The following is a 21,821-nucleotide window of genomic DNA, read 5'->3' as shown; positions in this document are numbered from 1 at the left end:
TAGGATAATTTTTGGTTAAATCCTCGACCTTAGTCGTAGGAAATAGTCACCAAGATCGAGGTTATTTTATAGAAACAATCAAGAACGATGACAACTCTCTAATAGAATTATCATCGAATCGAATAAGTATATTAACAATAGTGGCTGCAAGTCACAATTTACTACTGAGATTCAAACTTATCATGGTCTTCTTTTTTAATAGCCTTGTGGCCGTCTTCAGCAACACCGCGTTTCCAATAACTACTAATATAAATCGCATCTCTCGGGATCGCTTTATCGTTTCTAAAATACTGGCGCAACGCTCTCATTTCATCGAATTCGCTAGCACACCATACAAAAGGTTCACCCGCAAGCCATGGTAAAGCTTTTGCTTCATTCGATAACGAACCCGTAGTCCAAATAATCTGCATGTCTTCAGGTACGTAAATCTCTTGTTTGTCTGCCATATCTTCTATCTGAACTACGGCATAGCCTTTCGCGCCTTGTGGCAGCATAGTGAGTTTTACTGACAGCGCCGGTAGGGCCGTCATATCTGCCGTAAAGAAGAACCAATCTTTTGTCACATTGACTTCTTGTAGAGCACCTGGACCAACAAGCGATACGTTGTCCCCTACTTCCGCGGCCATTGCCCAGCGCGCACCAAAGCCACAAAGCTTGTCTTCAGTGACATGAGTAACGAAATCAACATCAATTTCACCACGTAATGTGTCTAGGCGACGAATAGTATAAGTACGCATTTTCGGACGAGCATCAAATGGCTCATCATCAAGATCAGTACCGCCATGCTCGTTAAAAAGCAGCTTGATGTAACCGCCAAGGCTGTCCATAGGAAACTGTGTAAATGCCTCACTATGTAATGTGATGCGTATCATATTAGGAGACAAGGTCTGTTTGTGACTGACAGACGCCATTTTAGGAGTTGGCTTTTTCATTTGAATCTACTTAATGATTATTGTTTGCATTAAGTCTAACACAAGCTAAGGGTAACGAGGTGCTAACCAATGGCAAATTTTTTGATTTTACAGACTTTTACTGTATGGACAGTCAAAGAAAGCGAGTCATTCCCTGCTAACACAGCGCGCTCTTGAGTGTAGTACGCGAACTCCCCATATCACTCTTTAGTATATTTTTCTACAAAGCACTGTTCATAATTTGACCAAGGAAGAATTGACTTCTATGTTTGATAGACCGCTCACAACAACGGAGGTAAAACATGAAAAAAATGAGCAAGGCATACCGTATGCAAATCATCAAAGAAGTGGCAGAAAGAAAGCGGCGTGATCAGTTCGATGACCCGATGGCTGTTTATATTAATCACCTTTTGGATGAAAGCCCAAGCATCGACAATGTCGTTGAATACAAACAAGAATTTAGCGGAAGCTACTTTGATGAGAATATTGGGGGATGGATCAGTAAAACTTGGCAGAGCAAATAACAATTCAATTTAGTGTGACCACACAATAAAACCCGTCTAGATTTTGGGAATGAGCTGCGAGCTCACGATAAGGCGCCGCATTAGAGGCGCCCCCAAACACCAGCTAACCTCTTACAGCAATCACCTCAATTTCCACTTTGGCATCCATTGGCAGCCTTGCTACTTCTACACACGAACGCGCCGGAAATGGAGCATTCTGGCTGACAAAAAACTGCTCATACGCCTCGTTAACCTTAGCGAAATCATTAAGGTCTTTCACAAACACCGTGGTTTTGACAATATTGCTTGCCTCCAAGCCCCATGCAGAAATGATCGCGAGCGCATTTTGAAGAGACTGACTCGTTTGCTCAGCCACATCGTCTGGCATGACTTTAGTTTCAGGATTAATTGGCAACTGACCCGAGGTGATGACCATATCACCAAAGCTCACCCCTTGAACATACGAGCCGATAGCAAGCGACGCTTTATCTGTAGAAATTGCGTTCATTTTATTTTCCTAGTTGTCTATTGCGCTCAGAGTGAACCAGTAACACCGGGCTACTGGTCACAGTGAACATAAATAATGGCGGGTTTTAAAACTGGGAATAACGTTAGCCAGTAAAGTTAGGCAGCATTCCCAACATAGAAAGCACATGGAAGATTGCGGTCAATACCCCAAACCCGATGACGACAGAAATCATTGCATTGCCCCCAGGAGCCGTGAAGCCTCCTGCGCCTGCATGCACCAGACGTGTTTTGCGAGCTAATAATGCTGGGATAATACATGCCCACACCGTCGCAGCCGCGCCTGCATAACCAATGGCAATAACAAAGCCGAATGGGAACAGCAGTGACAGAACGAGCGGTGGCAAAAAGGTAACTAGCCACGTCTTAGTACGAGCTGATTTGTCATCGCTAAACTTGAAGAAGTCAGCTAAGAAATCAAATACACCTAGGCCAACACCAATAAACGATGACAATATCGCCGCCATAGAGAAGGTATTGATGGCGTTTGCAACCTGCTCCGATTCTATGACAGAGCCCAGCGCTTTGAGCAATGCATCAACATTCCCACCTTGTTCTATAACCGGGCCGAAATTCGCGCGCGGTAAGTTGCCGAAGATACTGAAAAGCCATAAGAAATAGAGGGTAAGCGCTATCACCGTGCCGCCCAAAATAGCGTATTTGGCTTTGGTTTCCTCACCGTAATAGGCACGCATAGATGATACCGAATGGTGATAACCAAACGATGTCAACGCGACTGGCAACATAGCCATAGCGTATGGCGCGTATGCATTTTCCTCACCGATGGTGTCAAACAGTACCGACATGTCGACCTTGACCGCCAGTCCCGACACGCCAAACACAAAGCTCAGTATCATGAAGGCGATCAAAACGACGGAGATTCTATCTACCGCTCGAGTGGAGTGCCAAACGAACGCTGAGAAAATGAGTACAAACAGTGCCGATGCCACTTTGGCATTCAGGCCTAACACATCCTGAAGGATTAAACCGGAAGAAGTAATGTAGGCGTACAGTAATATACCGCCAACAAAATAAACGGTAATGTTGTTCAGTAAGTTGACCTTGTTACCTAGTAAATCTTTGGTCACCGTATCGAAAGAGACCTTTAAATCATAATGTCTAAATGCTTCTAACAGCATCCATCCCGATATTGTCATAACAATCATGGTAATGGCGATCGCCAGCATTGACCACACGGTCCATGCGCCAGCTCCTGCACTGGGTAGCCCAAGCATGCCAGCGCCGACACAGACGCTAGCAATGATGCACGCGCCACCAATGAGCGACGGATTCTTTTTCATCATTCTGCTCTATTAAATTCACGTTATTGGATTAGGGTGATTTATCGTTATTATTTTGTTTTTTATTATGTTGTTTTTAGGAAAAAGAACGCAGCTCAAAGGCTGCGTTCTTTAGGTGTGACTAGGCTTCTTCGAGTTGCTTCTCTTCAGCCTTGTGAGCTTCGCCCTTTACGGCCACTTCCACCTCTTTCAGTCTGGCAGTAAAGTGACGCAACACCTCAGGCTCATAAGTAAAGTCGAGCCCTTTCACGTTGTGTGCGTTGGCTTTTACTTTCTCAAACGCTTCGATGACGTAATCCATGTGCGTTTGCGTGTAAGTTGCACGAGGAATCGTTAGTCGAAGTAGCTCTGCTGGACATGGGTGCTGCTTACCCGTTGCTGGATCGCGACCTAGCAATAGTGAACCAATCTCAACCGCGCGAATACCCGCCACTTTATACAGCTCACATGCCAGTGCGTGCGCAGGGAACTGATCCGCTGGGATATGTGGAAGAAGCTTACCGGCATCGACAAACGCTGCGTGACCACCAGCTTGCTGGCAAACCACACCAATCGCTTCCAATCCATCCACCAAGTATTGAACTTGATTGATGCGGTACTCTAGCCAGTCTTGACGCATACCGTCATAAAGACCAACAGCAAGGCGCTCCATCGCACCGCCTTCGAGACCACCATAAGTCGGGAAGCCCTCTTGAACCACACACAAGGTACGACAATCGGTATAGACATCCATAAATGAGTCGTCTTTAAAGCAAAGTAGACCGCCCATCTGCACCATAGCGTCTTTTTTCGCCGACATCGCTAGACCATCAGCATATTTGTACGACTCACGTGTGATTTGCTCGATCGTCCAGTCTTGATAACCAGGCTCACGTTGCTGAACAAAGTACGCATTCTCCGCGTAGCGCGCTGAATCCATAATCACTGGAATGTCATACTTCTGAGCTATCTCATATACCGCTTTCAGGTTAGCGATAGAGACTGGCTGGCCACCCGCAGAGTTACACGTAATAGTACTCACGATGTATGGTACGTTGGCAGGCCCCGCCTCTACAATCGCTTGCTCTAGCTTCTCAAGGTCAAAGTTGCCTTTAAAATCTGCATTCACAGCAGTATCGAACGCATCTTTTGTATAAACGTTTTTCGCCACACAACAGTTCACTTGAGTATGACCTTGAGTGGTATCGAAGAAGTAGTTAGACAACGCCACCATCTTACTGCGATCAAGACCTTTCTCTTTTTCACGCTTTTTAATTAGCACAGGAATATAGATTTGTTCTGCACCACGACCTTGGTGGGTAGGGATAGTGAGTTCATAACCGAAAATGTCTTTCACTGCATTTGACAATGCATAGTAGCTGCGGCTACCGCTATACGCTTCATCACCACGTAACATCGCCGCTTGCATTTCTTGTGTGATAGAACCAGTACCACTGTCGGTCAAAAGATCGATAAATACATCTTCACTATCTAATAAGAATGGGTTCATACCTGCTTTAATAATCGCCTGTTCGCGATATTCACGTGTAGTACGTTTTACAGGCTCAACAACACGAATGCGGAATGGTTCTGGTAGGTGTTTGAAGTTTTCCATTATTAATTACCCTATATATATTTATCTTCAAGCCTTTTATTTATAGTTAAGACTGAGATAAATTTTAATTGCAGATAACCCTATCTAGGAATATATCCAGATACGATTGAATTTGATTGTTTTATTTTATGACGCCGCTAGCACAGGCTACGATCATCAACACGGGTAAACTTTGGTTTGAGTACACAATGGTTTGAGTACACACTGGTGTAAGTATACCTAGTGTTGCAGTCAGCATGTTGCTGTCAGGCAGACGCACTGGACAGTGCGAGAGAGTTATCTCGAAGGGAAGAAGAAAGCGATTTTGTAGTCTAGTGTGAACCAGCTACTGATTGTGTTGAACTTATTCATTTATTTACCTACTTACAATACTCGACTTATCAAGCCTTGTTCGTTTTTTCAAACAAGACATTATCGAACTAACTAAGTGTATTATCTATAAGTTACCGTACATGTCATTACTATAGGATATAATTTGAGAACCTGCTAACAAAAAAGTTGAATGTTCTTTAATTGTAATTTGTTTATAAAAGAATATTTTGAAGCAGATCAATACAGCGTACTAGTTAATAAAGACACCAAGCATTGCCTTTATAAAATAATCAAGAGTTTATGCGGTCATTCAATTGCTAGTTTCTAGTTCGCCGTTTTCATAAACTTAACCACTCTTTCCATCATGGTATCGAAATAGGGATTCCAGCTTAGGCGAGCACTAATGCGATCTTCTTTAAGTAACCCCCAAGCGGTATAGGTCAATGTTGGCATACCAACACAATCTACCGTATAGACTTCTCCTTCCTCCGCTCCCCCACACTGTCGCATTAGCCCTCTTTCCCCATATAAAGGATTGTCGGCGCGATAGAGTACTGAGATATGCGAGCCACTCTCGATATTTTGCTTTGGAAGATCCATACTGAGCTTGATAACCCGTGCATCAGGATAGGACTTTTCGCCATACCACACCAAACGGCTGTTTGGGTTGACGAACTCGGTTCTAAACAGCGAATACACGCCTTCGGTATCAATCAGCTCGTCGTTTTCTGTCACCATCAACAAGGCGGGTACTTCTAGCTGATATTGCTGCAAATCCAACTCTACCTGAGTTGTCGTTTGGTAATAAAGCGCAGCACCATGCATGGCAAGTGAATCATAGCGGGTATAGTTTTGTTCCTTTGCGACGTTCACCCAGTCAACAAAGACGCTCGCTGTTCCAGCAAAACGCACGATGACATCATCAGGACTAAAGGCAGGTGAGAATAAAACCAACCCATTGACCGCTTTTGGATTTTGAGCAGCATAAGAAGTCACCAAATTAGTTCCGGTAGAAAACCCCGCTAACCACACTTCATCAACATCGCGCTTTAACAGCGTAACTTGATTGGCAACTGCTTCGTGCCAGTCTTTCACATTGGGCAGCATTAAATCTGCTGGCCTAGAACCATGTCCAGGCAGCAACATGACGTGCACTAAGTAACCTTGTTCAGCCAAGACAGGTGCGATATCAATAAATGAATAAGGCGAATCACCCAACCCATGTACCAATAGCACCCCCTGCCCGTTGGGATGATTTGGTATTAATCGATAAGGACTTACCGCTTTCATCTCAGCATCGTATCCAGCACCATGAAATACACGAGTCTCATCAAGCCACTTGGTGGTTTGTTCAATATATTGATTGAAGTTGGATTGCGAATAAGGGGCGAGTGAACCAGAGGTGGTATACATCTCTGGTTCTTGTTCAATGATAGGATTGGTGCAGCCTGTCATGCTTATCGTGAAAAAAACACTAACGCTCAGTAAAGCAAGATGGCTTAGGTAGCGACGAACAGCTGAAATTTGACTGTTGATCTTATCCACCAGCGCCACTCATTTGATGGTCACGAAAGTACTCTTCGGCATCCATGACTTTGCCATCTGGCAAAGCACACTGCTTCTTGTCTTCTATATAACCGCCACCCGTCGCTTCACAAAAACGTGCTGCGCTATCAGGGCCTTGCTGATGATGAGCTCGAAAATACTCCCATGCATCCACTTTTTCACCCGATTTTAAAGTACACATACCTGTTTCTAGATCGTAAACACCGTGTTTTTCACAGTAGACAGCGGCGGGATTTGCCATACCTACAGGCTCGGGATCGGATTTTGCGCACCCCATAAGCACTGTTGGCACTATCGCCGCCAAAGCAAAATAACGGATTAGATTTCCACCTTTCATAGGGATTCTCCTTTATTCGCCTCTTTCACCGACGCGCTATCTACACAAAGGGAAAGTGACTCACGTGTGTCTAATAAAGTTAGATGAAACTGTAAAATATGCAACAGATCAGATGGTTATTGTGGCCTGGTTGTTGTCAGCGGATGCTCTAGTTCGAATTTTTAATCCTTCAAGGTAACACGTCTTCGAATGTGAGAAGGTAACTCATAGTATGTTACTTGTATCTTGGTGCGGATACTTGAAAATTCATGAGTAAATTATTAGTAGAAGGTCACAACTTATGAAGGGTGTTCGTTTATGGCATTTTGCCCAAGCTTCACTTGGGATTGTCCAATGGGTAGGCATCGCAATTTTGCTCAATCCTATCATCATTGAAAGAACCGCCAGCGGTGCTTTGCTCGGCCAAGTCATGGCCTTGATTGGCGGAGCTGGATTACTCGCACCATTAATTGGCGGTCTGGCTGACAAACATTCTTGCCATCAGATCTTGCAACGCCTTGCTCTGTTGACTCACTTTATCGCACTGTTGACCCTCTACTTTGCCGATACCTCAACCACGACTTACTGGATTGTCGGTGCACTCATTGGCGTTGGGAGTGTCGCACTGCTCGTGCTTAATCCTACCTTTGTGATTGCCTCTAGCAAGAATCAAAAAGAAGAAGGTCGCGGATTGGCGAGTCTCTATCAATGTCAATTTTTCGGCATCGTTGTGACCGGACTCCTTGTCGCCCTCGCTGACTGGATGGCCGTTAGTAGCACCAATCAATTGCTGATTTTGATGGGTCTCGTCTTTGTTGTCCTCGTTATGGTAACCATTGCACCGCCTCCTCCAGTTGAAGCCAATCTGCAAGAAGCCCTATCGGGCGAGACACAAGAGCACAGCCCGAAGGCAACCAAAAAAGCAATGCCTTGGTTCCTATTTTTGCTTGCCGTGTTTTTCTCTATGTTTCTTTCCTCCAACCTCATGGAGCTCGGTCCACTGCTTATTAAAGAGGTGTACCACGTAGAGATTGGTAATTCTGCGCTTGGTATGGCGGTGTCTGCCGTGATCAGTATTTTCATGCTCGAATCTGCTGGGCGTTGGATGCAAAAAAGTGGACCATTTATGGTGTGGTATGCTGCTCAGGCAGTGTACTTGGTTGTCGGTTCATTATTCTGGTTAACGGCGGGTCATGATGTAAACACTATCTTACCCATCGCGCTGCTCGTTGTGCTTATGCAGGCTATGTCTTGGAATGACATGATTATTCCAGCAATTGCAGGAAGACTAAGCCCCAACTCGCCAGCCCTTACACAAGGTCTATTAATGCTTTGTATGGCTGGAGGCTTTGGCGTTGGGGCGATGCTAGCGGGTATGTCGATTGACAAGTTCGGTTATGCTTCTGTGTTTACACTGTCATTAGGCGGTATTGTTGTCGCCCTTGTGTGTATTGCCGCACTGGTTATGATTTCCAAGCCTAATACGTCTGAAGCCGCTTCAGCCTAACCCCATAGACTACGAGCACCATGGAGGCGGAACTCTCGCCTCCTTTCCCTTACTGCCACTCAAAATATCAAAATTGAGTACTGTGCCTCAAAGCACAAACGTCAAACCGACAATTCTAAGTAAAATCTACACTGGATGAACCAGTTAAACGATTTCTTAATATATAATCGCCAGCAATTGAGTTAATCCTAAGAGAATTATGTTTCTAACACCTTACGTATCAACAAGCGAAAGCCAATTTGAGTTCACCCGCAAGCAAGCGAGCCATTTCGCTAAAAAAGTCGCGGGCGATTTCAACCCTATCCATGACGAAGACAACAAGCGTTTTTGTGTACCGGGCGATCTGCTATTCGCAGTCCTACTTCAAAAAGAAGGCATTAGCCAAAAGATGCGCTTTAATTTCTCCGGCATGGTAGGTGACGGTGTTGCTCTGAACGTCGTCGAAAAAGGCGAGCACGAGAGTGCTGTTGTTGATACAGCGGGCAAAGAATACTTGCAAATGACTCACCAAGGTGAGGTTAGCCATGACCAAGCGTTCATCGAACATGTCGTGACCAACTATGTTCAATTCTCTGGCATGAACTTCCCTCACATCATGGTTCCATTAATGGAACAAGAGCAGATGATGATCAACTGCCAGCGTCCTCTGGTGATTTATGAGAGTATGGAAGTCGAGTTTGACCGCCTAGATCTTCAGCACCCAGAAGTTGAATTCACTGGAGCGACATTTGATGTTGAAGGCAAACGTGGTGTAGTCACACTTAACTTTGCATTTAAAGAAGACGGTGATGTCGTTGGTAAAGGCGTTAAACGTATGGTTGCAAGTGGTCTTAAGCCCTACGATACCAATGCGGTCGACGATCTTGTAGCTCGCTTCCATGAACGTAAGGATCTGTTTCTTGAGACGCTAAGCCAAAACGCTTAACAACTATCACAAGCCGTGTCACATTAACATGACACGGCTTGCTACTTTCTATTCAAATAAGCATCAAACCCAGCGCCTAACCTTATCTTTATATTGCTTGTAAGGCTCACCAAACATAGCCTCGAGCACTCGTTCTTCAGGTTTTATTTGGAATCGATTCATATAAGGAATAAACAGCCAACATAAGGTGAGCGCTAAGCCGTCTTCAAGCCAAAACCCCCAGCTGAGCAGCAGAACAAACAGTGCGAGATACATCGGATTTCGAGTTTTTGAAAAGATACCGCTATCCACTACGCAGCTGGCTTTGTCTGGCTTGGTCGGGTCGACCGTCGTTTGCGCCTTTCTAAACTCCAGCACACCGGACACACCAATAAAGCCACTAATGATAAACAGCCCCGCTGCCCAAACACTTTTCAGCGGAATATAGGTATACAGCCAACCATTGTCGTATCTAGCCACAAAGTACATCGAAGCGGCAACAAACAAAAAAACCAACACCGGCGGTATCTTCAGCTCTAGTGCTTTCACATCGACTCCTTGATTTTTCGAGAATACACATAATAAAGCGCCCGACTAGGACGCTTTAAAATGAGGTTAATTCAACAACTGCAACACAGCCTGCAATGGATGTTTGGTTGGCGCGTGTTCAAAACGCTTCACCTGGCTTCGGCAAGAGTATCCCGTTACTAAGCAACGCTCTGTCGGAAGCTTATCCAGATTTGGCGCCCAGCTAAGCCCATAAATATCTTTCGACATTTGCAGCTTATCTGATTCGTGACCAAACGTGCCTGCCATACCACAACAACCAACTGGAACTGTTGTGAGGCGTCCACCGAAGTGCTGGAAAATACTACCCCATTCTTTTTCAGCATTTGGCATTTTGGTTTTCTCAGTACAGTGCGCAAACAGATACCAGTCCGCCTCATCAATCACGTTGCTGGGTTCAATATCCTTGAGCATTGGTGTTAACCACTCATGTACTGTAAGGACATCAAAATCACCACGTGACTCAGCAAGAATCTCGGTATATTCATCGCGGTAACAAAGCACTAATGCAGGGTCGACGCCGACTAACGGTATATCAAGTGCCGCGACCTCCGCCAGAAAGTCCGCTGTATTTTGAGCAGACTTCGCAAATTGTGCCAAAAAGCCCTTAATATGGGTTGCTTTACCATTGGGTTTAAACGGCAAGATTACCGGCTTCTTACCCAGCTTCAAAATCAGCTTGGCGAAATCTTCCACCACTTGAGCGTCATAAAAGCTAGTAAACGGGTCTTGAACAATACACACATAGTCTTGACGCTGTGCAGTTGGAATGACTTGAAGCTGTTCTAAATTGAACTCTGAAACTGGCTGATGTTTAATTCTCGATTTCAGGGTTGGCACCGACAGCAACGGCGCATCAATATAGCCCACCGACTTTTCTGTCAGCTTCTGCACCAAAGGCTGCTTAAGCGCAAAGTTGACCACTTTTGGTACCTTCGCCATATAGGGCAGCATGGTTTCGATATTCGCAACCAAATAGTCTTTTGCTGGACGCTGGTATCGCGTGTAATACAAGTTGAGGAATCGAGATCTAAAACTTGGTACATCGACTTTGATTGGACATTGGCTAGCACACGCTTTACAGGCCAAACAGCCATTCATCGCCTCATACACTTCGTGAGAGAAATCGTACTCGTGGCGCTTGTTGAAGGTATTGCGCCACTTTTCGATCAATCCTTTCGCACTTGGTGATTTCTTGGTCTCATTTTCAAGCTCTATGACATCAAAGCCCTGCTCCGACAGCTGTCTTAGCCACTCACGCACCAAACCGGCACGCCCTTTTGGAGAATGGCGACGATCCGCCGTCACCTTCATCGACGGACACATTGGCGACGCCGTATCGTAGTTAAAACACAAACCATTGCCGTTACATTCCATCGCTTGAGAAAAGCTATCACGTACTTCAACTGGAATTTGACGATCGTAAGTGCCACGTTTAACGTCAGATACTTTCACCAGCTCATCGTCACTCCCTAACGGCGTACAAATCTTACCGGGGTTCATCTTATTGAGAGGATCGCACGCAGATTTAATCCGGCGGAGCTCATTAAACAGCTCATCACCGAAAAACTCAGGGCCGTACTCAGAACGAAAACCTTTACCGTGTTCACCCCACATTAGACCGCCGTATTTCGCCACCAATGCGACAACTTCATCGGAGACCTGGTGCATGAGCGCTTCTTGATTCGGATCGCACATGTCTAGCGCCGGTCTTACATGAAGTACACCGGCATCGACATGGCCAAACATACCGTAATTTAGATTGTGACCATCCAGTAGGACTCGAAACTCTGCGATAAAGTCCGCCAAATTCTCTGGCGGCACACAGGTGTCTTCAGCAAAAGCTATCGGTTTAGCGCTGCCTTTGACTGCGCCAAGCAGGCCAACGGCTTTCTTACGCATGTTATAGATGCGCCCAATGCTCGCCACATCATTGGTAATTTGGTAACCAATAATGCCGTCTTGTTCTGTTTTTAGTTTCTCATCCAAGCTATCGGTGAGTGCTTTTACTGCGCGAGCGACTTCCTGTTCATCTTGCCCTGCATACTCGACCATGTTTAGGCCTTGCATTTCTTTGCCCGGCACGTCACTAATCAAATCACTGACGGTATGCCAAACAATATCTTGTTTCGCAAGATTGAGTACCCTTGAGTCCACGGTTTCAACCGACAATGCATTGGCTTCAACCATAAACGGTGCGTTACGTAGCGCGGAATCAAAGCTGTTGTATTTAACGTTGATTAGAGTTCGCGCCTTAGGGATTGGTGTTAGGTTCAGCTTCGCTTCAGTAATGAAGGCCAGTGAACCTTCGGCGCCACAAAGAATACGAGTGAAGTCAAAGTCATCACTGTCTGGCTGATAAGCATTTTTCAGATCATAGCCTGTTAGAAAGCGATTAAGCGGAGGAAACTTTTCATCGATTAAGGTTCGCTGTGACTGACATACGTTCTTCGATACCGCGAGAGCTTGCTCAGCAAAGCTACCCGATGGAACTCCTGCACCCGAACCATCACTTTCCAGCAGCGAACCATCAGCAAATACTGCTTGTAAAGAAAGTACGTGATCAGAGGTCTTGCCGTACTTTAACGAGCCCTGTCCCGATGCATCGGTGTTAACCATGCCACCTAGAGTAGCGCGATTACTGGTCGATAGATCTGGTGAAAAGAAATACCCATACGGACGAATTGCATCATTTAGGGCGTCTTTAACAATACCAGTTTGTACTCGAACCCAACCTTCATCTTCATTGATTTCCAGTACTCTATTCATATAGCGGGACAAATCCACCACCACACCAGAGGTTAGAGATTGACCGTTGGTACCGGTGCCACCACCACGCGGGGAAAACGTCACTGAGCTGAACTTGTCTTGGCTAGCAAGCTCACCAATCAATTGAACATCTTGGGTGGTTTTCGGGTGCACAACGGCTTGCGGCAATTTTTGATAGACACTGTTGTCGGTCGCAACAGCCAAACGGCTAGAGTACTGAGTCTCTATATCGCCGCTAAAGCCATTCGCTTCTAGCTGCTGGAGAAACACCTGTACAGTGGGATGAATATCGGTTTGAGTATGTAATCTTGGTAACATTTAGCTTCCTGCCCCTTAAGTCTGCTGATCCTCTCAGCAAAGGAGTAAATTGTATGAATGCTCTTACGCGTACATAGAGACGTCACGGCTAACGTTATATACGTCGCTGAAAGCACATCGATTTTACTTATCCCGCCACTTTACAACAATTAAAAGTGTGATCAAATCGGAAACTCGCGGACAACACCTCTGTTTTATGCCTTTTCAACGAGTAAGCTTCGTGACACACTCCCAAACCTATGGAAGACATCATTAGATCAAGCGGTTCGCAATGAAAAAAACAAAAGTAATCACTACAGAAGATATTCTGCTTAAACTATGTCAGTCGGTCTCTACCGTCCTCACTTCAGCAACACAATCGAGCGTCACCTATTCCGCGATGGTGCAGAAGATAACAAAAACCACACTAAAGCCTGACTACGGCTGCTTTGTTTTGTTTGATGGTGGTTTTTCTGGACTGGTGGTGATTAACTTTACCTCTAAAGCAGCACTTGAACTTTATACCAACTACATGCGCAACATGGGTATGCCTGAAGAAGAGCTAGCGATTCACCATAACTCAGACGAAGTGGGCGATGTTCTGGGCGAGCTGATGAACCAACTCGTTGGCGACTTCACCAACAAAGTACGTAAAGAGCTACAAACCAACATTACTCAGAACCAACCGAAAATGCTGTCTATCAATAAACAGGTCGTTTTGTCGGTCGACACCAATCTAGAGCGCCCTCAAGCACGCCGTGTGACGTTCTCCACCGAAGACAACAATATTTTCTATCTTGAGTTTGCAATGGATAAAACCGAATTCATCCAAATGGAAGAGTTTGAAGTTCAGCCGGACGAATGCCCAGACGCGATTATTGAACAGGCGCGTTCCAAGCAAGCGGAGAAAGACGCTTCAAAGTCAGAAGCGGTCGACAACAGTCAAGATTTGCTCGACGAACTCGGTATTTAAGCCTCCCATTTCCTTTATCGCATGCCCAAGTGACTCTATAGTCACTTGGGCGACAACATAGCGACTTTGGCAACCACATAGCGACTTTGGCGACTCGCTTCGTACGAATTTCCATCCTTCCTTGTTTCATCAACATACAGTCTGACTGTGACACTCTTCCCCTTTAGCGTAAAAGTCGCTAAAATAAGCGCCCGTTTTTTCTTCCGCGGTATAGAGACTTCAGGTTGTCGATGGATAAACAAAAAGCCCTTAAAAAGATTGCTAAGTGCCTAGAGCTTGGTAACTCTGCAAACGTCAATGAAGCAGCAAACGCCATCAAAATGGCGCATAGACTGATGCTTAAGTATGGCCTCGATAAAGACGATATCGAGTTCATTAAAATGGGCAAAACACAATCGACACATCTACTGCCAACCACCATCAGTTCTACCCTACTTCGCGTCATTCGCGGTATTAACACTAAGTTTGGTGTTGAAGCGGTATTACTGAACCACAAAGGCCTTAAGCGCGTCGAGTTTATTGGTGAGGCAGATCGCGCCATTTTCGCCGCATTCGCGTTTGATATCATCTACCGTGAAATGAATGAGCATACAGGTCAATTCCGCAATAGCTTTGCTGGCTCCGGTACCGCGAATACTGAAGTAACAAGACGCGTGAATTCATTTGTCTCTGGCTGGATTGAAGGCGCGCTTGAAAAGCTTCCTGTTATCGCGCCAGATGATGAGTCCAACAATAAGATCAATAACTACATTGATAAAGAGTTCAAAAATATCGATCGCGAAACGTTCAAGCAGCAGCTCAAAGAAGCGATGAAGAACATCACAGCAGACTACGAAGTCGGCTTGAAAAAAGGTCGCAAGATCTCAGTAAACCGCCCGATTGATGGTGCCCAAGCGCCAAAACTGCTTAAATAAGTCTCCAATTTCACTAGCGCGACCTTCATGCTCGCGCCTACCCGGAGTGTATCTTTGATGCCAAGACGCTTACTTAACGTTGTATGTTATGTGCTGCTTTCCTGTGCTTGGTTTTCCGCTCCGGCGTGGTCTTCGCTTTCTCACCTTGAACAGCAAACTCACCTTGAACAACAGGCCACACTCAACAACGCCGATGCTCAGTATCAGTTGGGACTCGCTTATGAAACGGGTGAAGGAGTCAAACGCGATCTTGGTAAAGCCACGTATTGGTATCAGCAAGCCAGTGAAAACAATCACGTTGCAGCGACCTTCAATTACGCACAAGCATTGGAGTTTGGTCGAGGCGTACAAGCCAATCCCGCCAAAGCGTTACTGCTTTATACTAAGCTGGCGGTAAACGGTGATGTAACCGCACTGGGGAAAGTCGCTAAACTCTACCAGCAAGGTTCACCTGCGATTGCAGACGAAGACCAAGCCGTACTTTGGTACTCACTTGCTAAAGATGCCTCTGATAGCTACCAAAATGCCTACGAAGAGGCTTTGCAGGCACAATACAATGCACAGCAATTGCGGCAAATCGAAGCACTTAAACAGCAAGAGCAAGCAAACCAGAAAAATACCAACTCTACTAATACTGCAACATCGCAAGAAGGTGATTCCGGATTCAGCAGCTGGTTACATCTGGTTTATCTATTCATCATCGCAGCATTGCTCGCTCTACTATTTTATAGACAGCGCCAAGCTCAGACGCTTGAACAAAAGCAAACGCACAGCACTAATCATCGGAACCATACAGACCAGTTGCAAAGCCAACTTACCAAACAGCAGCTTTATATTCAGCAACTGCAGCGCCAACTCAAACTCGCCAACGATCAACTGCGCACGGCTCCGCCTACTGCGCAACCTACATCCCCTCTTAGAGACGCCTATTTGCGCTTTGGACTTGAGCCGAACCAGCCCTTGAACGCGAAACAGCTAAAAACTCGCTACAAACAACTGAGCCGCGTCTATCATCCTGATGCTCAGGGCAGTGAAGAAGAAATGAAGCAGCTTAACCTCGCTTTAAATACACTGACTGCCAACCTTCAGTCTAGGCACTAAAGCTATTAAAAATGTCTAAAATATAACCAAAAACGTCTAAGCACTCTTTTTCTGAAACATTAATTTAACAAAAGCCTTGTTTTTGTGTCATAATAAGCCCCGAAAATAACACCCGTACCGAGTACAACTCCGTACTAACGTACATATAAGGGTGGGGAGTAAACATGTATACATTCACCAAACAAGATATCTGCGATTGGTGCCATGCACCTAGCTTTGTCACCAAGCACGAGTACATTGATGGCAAACACCATCATTCATGTGAAAAGTGTTTGAGTTTCGCCATCATGGACGTCAGACAGTTCAACCAAGCAGAAATCGAATTTAGAAATCGAGCAAACGCTCAGCAATAACCGCAATGCGCCTCTGCCCTCAGAGGCGTTTTAGTTTCCGCCTCCCAAATGCTACGCGCTCAAAGGCTCTCGACTCCTTTCTTATCCTAGTTTCGATTGTATTGCCCTAGCTTCTATTCACAATGAGCCGTGTTTTTATACAGGTAGTTTATACAGTGTTTTTTTTGGCTAGTACTGGATAACAGGAAACCATTACCAAACCTGCTATTCTGTAGAAAATAAATCCAAATAAAAACAAATACTTAAATTCAATTGAAGAATTAGCGCTCAGAAAGTGCTTGATCTTTACCCTACAAAAAACTACTGTATATACATACAACATGTATAAAGGAACAGGGTTATGTTAATCAACAATTCAATGCAGTCTAGATACAATGTTTCACGCTCATACACCTCATTTGACAGTGCGGCTGCACAACGTGGGATCCAGGATGAGATCCTTGAAAAGTTGTCTCAATTAACATCTAGACCTCAGTGGATTTTGTTAACAGCAGAATGCCCTCGCCCTTCTACTAGCCAAGTTCTGCATTTTCATAAGCTTGGCAATCACATGGTACAAATGAAGCCATCGGCAAGTCTCAACCAGTATCAGGTAGTAGAAAAAGCCATTCGCTCTGGTAATGCCTGCGCCATCATCGCTAATGGCTCATTCACTACTCAGCAGCAAGCCACTTTAAATGCATTGGCGCTAGGCCATCAATGTGAGGTGATTTTCCTCTCTGGTGAGCATTACCTGCACTAATTCTTGGATTCATCGTCCCGCATCTAAGAATTCACTGCCTCTTATTCACTGCTACTTAGGTGCCGGACGATGGACTATCGCTCATCGTTCTTGTTTATCTTAGTCTTCTTGTACTTAGCTCTCTAGAACGTCACTTATTACCACTCTGTTACGTAAAGCCTTTCCCTTATCAAAGAGTACTTTTTCATCGATTAACGTTAGTTTGATAACTAATTGCGCAAACGTTTGCTTTTTCTCTGGCAGGATCAAACAGTTCTGGTATGATGCGTGGCAATTATGAGTGATTCCACTCTTCCACTTGTTGTCGCCCAGTATCGCGACGTAAACCAGATAGGAATGTCTCCATGAGTCTTGCTGATCAAGTTCTAGCCGTAAACGACGATCTCCCAATCCGCACTGATAAGCCTGTTCACAGTGGCAAAGTGCGTTCTGTCTATTGGTTGACTGAAGAAGATAGCCGCCGCCTAATCAAACAAAAAGGCTACGATGTGGCAGAAGATGCCCCACTAGCCATTATGGTTATCAGTGACCGCATTTCTGCGTTTGATTGTATTTGGCACGGTGAAGGCGATCTTCGCGGCGTTCCTGGTAAAGGCGCTGCGCTTAATGCGATCTCTAACCACTGGTTCCAACTGTTCAAAGACAACGGACTCGCTGACAGCCATATTCTTGATATTCCACACCCATTCGTTTGGATCGTTCAAAAAGCCAAACCGGTAATGATTGAAGCTATCTGCCGTCAATATATCACTGGCTCAATGTGGCGTGCGTATGAAAAAGGCGAACGTGAATTCTGCGGCATTACCTTGTCAGAAGGGTTAGAGAAAGACTCTAAACTGGATGAAATCCTCATCACGCCATCTACAAAAGGCATTTTGCACGGCATTCCAGGTGTGCCAGAAGCGGATGATGTGAACATCACGCGTCAAAACATCAGCGACAACTTCGAAGCGTTTAATTTCTCAAGCGCTAACGATATCGACAGCTATGAAAAACTGCTTAAAGACGGCTTTGGTGTGATTAGCCATGCCCTTGAAGCTATTGACCAAACGTTTGTTGATACCAAGTTTGAATTTGGCTATGTGACAGATTCAAAAGGCAACGAAAAGCTCATCTACATGGATGAAGTCGGTACGCCAGATTCATCGCGCATTTGGGACACTAAGGCTTACCAACAAGGTGAGATTGTGGAAAATTCAAAAGAAGGTTTCCGCCAGTTCCTACTTAACCACTTCCCTGATCCAGACATTCTACTAAACAAAGAGCGCATGCCAGAGCGTGAAGCATTGGCAAAAGACAACGCACTACCACTAGAAGCATTGATGGACGTTTCTCGCACATACACGGGTATTGCAGAGAAAATTACTGGACGCCCAATCACATTGAGTGAGAATCCAAAACAAGAAATCATTGATATTCTTCGCGCTGAGTACGACTTAATCGCCGATTAAGTACAGTCAGAATTGAAAAACAAAGAGGGGAGCCAATGGCTCCCCTCTTCTAATATGCGTCTAGCGAAAAGCTATGCCTGAAAAAACTAGGCTTGAATTTCTGCGATCAACACATCGTCATCTGGCAACGTGGTGATCACGGCATTAGCCTTGCTTTGTATCTTGGTGATTTGATCTGGTTCTAGCGAGTACGGCATGATCACTTGCAAACGCTCGATATGCTCATCCCTTGCGATACGGATCAACGACACCAAATTAGATTCATCACTACGGCGGCTAGAAAGAGACTGCAACGCTATTTGCCATAGACGACTGTCTGGATCGCTGTCTTGTTTGGTTGTCTCCTTCCAAGCTTCACCAAACACTGGAGCCACCGAAGCAATAGCTTCGAGGAAAGTCCATTTTTTACTGCACGACTCGCCGAGAAAACTGGTGTAATCAAACTCCACTGGCGATTTTTTATCATCACACATCTTCACTCCCGATTGCAGAATGCTACCTAATCACTATCATTCATACTCGCTTATATAGCAATAGGATATATAAAAACGGTCTTTTATAGCCTTTTTATGCCCACAAAAGTGATATAAAAACCTATCTCGCAACATCTCTTGAACATACACTCATCAAACAGAACTCTGTTGTGTAACTTGTTGTGTATTCTACCGATGCGTATGCTGTTTTATTTCGAAGCGCGAAGCATTTAGCGTAAATCCAGCACTCGGCTCGCTTTACGATATTTCACTCGCCAACCAGACCATGCCGGCAATTCTTTGCGTTTAGGATCCTCTTTTCGAGAGCCCGATGAATAGCTGACTTCCACCAGCTTGCCTTTGCCAAAATACTGCACGGTAAGTGTTAGGCCACTGAGCTGAACCTCTAGCGGATACTTATCAGCAAAATCTTGGTACTCCCACTCAGGAATGCCGTCAAACACAAAGTCGGAGGCATCGATTAACTCAAGATCGTCTTGGCTTTCAACGCCCAGCTCAACAAGCAGATGATAAAACCATTGAGTTAAATCATCTGCTGAGTTTTGTTCAGGGTTTTGAATGGGCTTCTCGAAGGTGGTGTCAGCAAGCCCCAAATCACAATAGAGCTGAAAGTGCTGCATCTGCTTACCGATTTTTTCAGCAAGCCCCGAGTATAACTTTCCTTCAACTATCGCTTTACTGATCACTTCAAGCGCCGCCTCACCTTGTGGCTGACCAGTACGATGACCAATTTTACGCCCAGCGTATACAAGGTATTGGTGACTCACCAATCCTTGCTTCGTCTGCTCAGTATCACCATTCACCCATTCACCAACGCCCTGTTCACGCAGTAAGTTTAGCTCCACCGGTACCATCAAGGTACCTAAAGTCATGGTTTGCTTTACACCTCTCCCCGGTAAAGAGTGGGTAGAAAGCACCAGCGCCGCCTCAGATTGGTGTTTTAACCGACTCGCACGTCCAAGTAACACTTCTATATGACCATTACCAAACGCATCACGCCTTCGTTCACGGCGTACAAACACTAAGTTTGAGTTGGCTTTAATCATCTCTGCCAACCACTGATTTCTGTTGTAACGAGAAGCGACCTCCAATGAAGGCAGTTCGAACGCGGCGCGCATTTGCTCTGCAAGCCCCTGCGCTTCTCGAAGCGCATCTGGCTCTACTGTTACCCCAGAATATTGATGCCCTCGAACCAAGCCAACCATCAGCTCAGCATCACAGCCATATTTTTCCTCTTGGTCTAACCGCTCCAAAGCTTCTTCGTTACTGGTTAATTGATATAACTTACCTGTGGTACAAATCGCTGCGGTCAGGTCTATCATCACTTCTTTCAATGCCCTTGTCGGCATCTTAGTCACCAAGTCGGCATAGATGGCGTCAATAGGCAGAGGGGCGAGCTTTAAACCGTGCTCTGTAATACCTTCTTGGTCGATAGCTCCCAACTCGAAAAGCTGTGCCTTGGCACTGACCAAAGATTTATCCGGAATATTGTCAATGAAAGACAAAGCGTCGAGCTCATGGCCACACACTGCGGCAGCAAGCATTGGCTCAACGATAGACTCACGCTGCAACTCTGGTGGCGTCACAGCCTCAAGCGCCGCATGTTCTCCATAGAGACGAACACATACGCCATTCATCACCCGCCCAGCACGACCGCAGCGCTGCGCCGCACTGGCTTTGGATATGTGCGTAAGCATCAGCGTCGTTTGGCCGTTACGCTGAACGTTGCGACGCTCAAGTCCTGAGTCAATGACTAATGAAATGTTGGGGATAGTGAGCGATGTTTCCGCCACATTAGTCGCGAGCACGACTTTTCGTTTTGACTGTACGGTCATGGCTCGCGCTCTTTGTTCATCACTCACCGAGGCATGAAGTGGAGTCACCATCAAATCACGGCTTTCTGCTAAGGAAATCAGTGCAGTTTGTACTTGTTGGATCTCTTTTCTGCCAGGAAGAAATACCAACACGTCACCCTCGGTGTCATCCAGCCGCAGCTCAAGTTCTTGTTTGATTCGACTATCAAGATAACGACTATCTGGAAGTTGGCGACTGTCCTCTCGGCGATGCACCACATCGACATTGTAAACACGGCCGCTCGCAACCAGTCTTGTGGCATCGAAATAGCTCGCCAGTTTTTCACCTTCAATGGTTGCCGAAGTGATAATGGTGCGATGACTTTGCTTTTGCTTGAGCAAAGCAACCAACAGATCAGTATCCCAGCGGCGTTCATGAAACTCATCCACCACGACCACGGAAAAATCCGTCAGCTGATTGTCGGCATACCAGCGCAGCGCTACACCTGGTGTCACAAATACGATATTCGACTCATCACAATATCGGTTTTCCAACTTGATGGCATACCCGACCTTTTTACCAACGCGGTCGCCTAGAGACTCGGCGACAAACTCTGCCAACGAGGTACAAGCAATACGTCTGGGTTCAACCACCAGCACTCTGCCCTGCTCCATCGCCCAAATGGGTAGTCTGGTTGACTTGCCGGAGCCTGTCTCTGCTTCAACAATTAGGTGTGAATGAGTGAGTGTATTTTTAACGTCGTGTTCGATGGCGTCGATAGGTAAGATCATGGATATGTCAGCAGTTTCTCATGGGTGTGCCGAGTATACCCTGAACCAAGCTACAGTTGCAGTGACAGTCGCACTGAGCATCCGATTTTTCCTTGATAAATTCTACAATTAGTTAACATTTGCACTTCGCTAACCT

20 protein-coding genes are annotated in these 21,821 nt (G+C 45.6%); 9 read left to right on the top strand and 11 right to left on the bottom strand.

Annotated elements, in window-relative coordinates:
- Nucleotides 1–161: 161 nt before the first annotated feature.
- Nucleotides 162–932, bottom strand: coding sequence for a siderophore-interacting protein (locus L4C42_RS02340; protein WP_429759161.1), 771 nt, complete (start codon nt 930–932; stop codon nt 162–164).
- Between the two features lie 281 nt (nt 933–1,213).
- Here L4C42_RS02340 and L4C42_RS02335 point away from each other — a divergent pair, with 281 nt between their 5' ends.
- Complete coding sequence (locus tag L4C42_RS02335; protein WP_353496034.1) at nt 1,214–1,435, top strand: hypothetical protein; 222 nt, start codon at nt 1,214–1,216, stop codon at nt 1,433–1,435.
- A gap of 103 nt (nt 1,436–1,538) precedes the next feature.
- Here L4C42_RS02335 and L4C42_RS02330 read toward each other — a convergent pair whose 3' ends face one another.
- From L4C42_RS02330 to L4C42_RS02305, 6 genes are all read right to left on the bottom strand, one after another.
- The gene (locus L4C42_RS02330) at nt 1,539–1,922 is read right to left on the bottom strand and encodes a Rid family detoxifying hydrolase (protein ID WP_429759159.1); all 384 of its coding nucleotides are present in this window, start codon (nt 1,920–1,922) and stop codon (nt 1,539–1,541) included.
- 103 nt (nt 1,923–2,025) lie between these two features.
- On the bottom strand, nt 2,026–3,240 hold the full coding sequence (locus L4C42_RS02325) for an aromatic amino acid transporter (protein WP_429759157.1): 1,215 nt from the start codon (nt 3,238–3,240) through the stop codon (nt 2,026–2,028).
- A 121-nt stretch (nt 3,241–3,361) separates the two neighbouring features.
- Nucleotides 3,362–4,834 carry a tryptophanase gene (tnaA, locus tag L4C42_RS02320; protein WP_353496032.1) on the bottom strand — a complete coding sequence of 491 codons (1,473 nt, stop codon included), beginning with the start codon at nt 4,832–4,834 and terminating at the stop codon, nt 3,362–3,364.
- A gap of 276 nt (nt 4,835–5,110) precedes the next feature.
- On the bottom strand, nt 5,111–5,185 hold the full coding sequence (gene tnaC / locus L4C42_RS02315; protein WP_112461785.1) for a tryptophanase leader peptide: 75 nt from the start codon (nt 5,183–5,185) through the stop codon (nt 5,111–5,113).
- A 285-nt stretch (nt 5,186–5,470) separates the two neighbouring features.
- Nucleotides 5,471–6,691, bottom strand: a complete 1,221-nt coding sequence (locus L4C42_RS02310) for an alpha/beta hydrolase (protein ID WP_429759155.1) — start codon at nt 6,689–6,691, stop codon at nt 5,471–5,473.
- A complete protein-coding gene (locus L4C42_RS02305) occupies nt 6,684–7,049 on the bottom strand; it encodes a DUF333 domain-containing protein (protein WP_353496030.1) in 366 nt (121 codons plus the stop codon). Before L4C42_RS02305 ends, L4C42_RS02310 begins: the two co-directional genes overlap by 8 nt.
- Nucleotides 7,050–7,329: 280 nt before the next feature.
- Between L4C42_RS02305 and L4C42_RS02300 the strand changes: the two genes are divergently transcribed.
- A complete protein-coding gene (locus L4C42_RS02300) occupies nt 7,330–8,535 on the top strand; it encodes an MFS transporter (protein ID WP_353496029.1) in 1,206 nt (401 codons plus the stop codon).
- Between the two features lie 199 nt (nt 8,536–8,734).
- Nucleotides 8,735–9,460, top strand: a complete 726-nt coding sequence (locus L4C42_RS02295) for a DUF3581 domain-containing protein (RefSeq protein ID WP_353496028.1) — start codon at nt 8,735–8,737, stop codon at nt 9,458–9,460.
- Nucleotides 9,461–9,523: 63 nt separating this feature from the next.
- Here L4C42_RS02295 and L4C42_RS02290 read toward each other — a convergent pair whose 3' ends face one another.
- On the bottom strand, nt 9,524–9,988 hold the full coding sequence (locus L4C42_RS02290; protein WP_353496027.1) for a methyltransferase family protein: 465 nt from the start codon (nt 9,986–9,988) through the stop codon (nt 9,524–9,526).
- A 66-nt stretch (nt 9,989–10,054) separates the two neighbouring features.
- On the bottom strand, nt 10,055–13,093 hold the full coding sequence (gene ydiJ, locus L4C42_RS02285; protein ID WP_429759151.1) for a D-2-hydroxyglutarate dehydrogenase YdiJ: 3,039 nt from the start codon (nt 13,091–13,093) through the stop codon (nt 10,055–10,057).
- Nucleotides 13,094–13,364: 271 nt separating this feature from the next.
- On the opposite strand from ydiJ, the gene L4C42_RS02280 reads away from it, so the two are divergent.
- The 6 genes from L4C42_RS02280 to L4C42_RS02255 all read left to right on the top strand — a co-directional run bounded on the left by L4C42_RS02280 (nt 13,365) and on the right by L4C42_RS02255 (nt 18,606).
- Nucleotides 13,365–14,045: a DUF3334 family protein gene (locus L4C42_RS02280; protein WP_418641457.1), complete on the top strand. Its 681-nt coding sequence runs from the start codon at nt 13,365–13,367 to the stop codon at nt 14,043–14,045.
- A gap of 230 nt (nt 14,046–14,275) precedes the next feature.
- Nucleotides 14,276–14,959: a DUF2786 domain-containing protein gene (locus L4C42_RS02275; RefSeq protein WP_353498622.1), complete on the top strand. Its 684-nt coding sequence runs from the start codon at nt 14,276–14,278 to the stop codon at nt 14,957–14,959.
- A 57-nt stretch (nt 14,960–15,016) separates the two neighbouring features.
- A complete protein-coding gene (locus L4C42_RS02270; protein WP_353498621.1) occupies nt 15,017–16,060 on the top strand; it encodes a J domain-containing protein in 1,044 nt (347 codons plus the stop codon).
- A 164-nt stretch (nt 16,061–16,224) separates the two neighbouring features.
- Nucleotides 16,225–16,413, top strand: coding sequence for a hypothetical protein (locus tag L4C42_RS02265; protein ID WP_042498447.1), 189 nt, complete (start codon nt 16,225–16,227; stop codon nt 16,411–16,413).
- 340 nt (nt 16,414–16,753) lie between these two features.
- Nucleotides 16,754–17,155, top strand: coding sequence for a hypothetical protein (locus L4C42_RS02260; RefSeq protein ID WP_353498620.1), 402 nt, complete (start codon nt 16,754–16,756; stop codon nt 17,153–17,155).
- A gap of 344 nt (nt 17,156–17,499) precedes the next feature.
- A complete protein-coding gene (locus L4C42_RS02255; RefSeq protein ID WP_353498619.1) occupies nt 17,500–18,606 on the top strand; it encodes a phosphoribosylaminoimidazolesuccinocarboxamide synthase in 1,107 nt (368 codons plus the stop codon).
- 86 nt (nt 18,607–18,692) lie between these two features.
- On the opposite strand, the gene L4C42_RS02250 is transcribed toward L4C42_RS02255, so the two are convergent.
- A complete protein-coding gene (locus L4C42_RS02250) occupies nt 18,693–19,079 on the bottom strand; it encodes a transporter (protein ID WP_353498618.1) in 387 nt (128 codons plus the stop codon).
- 230 nt (nt 19,080–19,309) lie between these two features.
- Nucleotides 19,310–21,685 (bottom strand): helicase-related protein, encoded by a 2,376-nt coding sequence (locus tag L4C42_RS02245; protein ID WP_418641458.1) that lies wholly within the window; start codon nt 21,683–21,685, stop codon nt 19,310–19,312.
- Between the last annotated feature and the right edge of the window lie 136 nt (nt 21,686–21,821).

The organism is Vibrio wakamikoensis (assembly GCF_050337275.1).
Lineage (GTDB): Bacteria > Pseudomonadota > Gammaproteobacteria > Enterobacterales > Vibrionaceae > Vibrio > Vibrio chaetopteri.
This window is presented reverse-complemented; position numbering and strand designations above follow the sequence as displayed.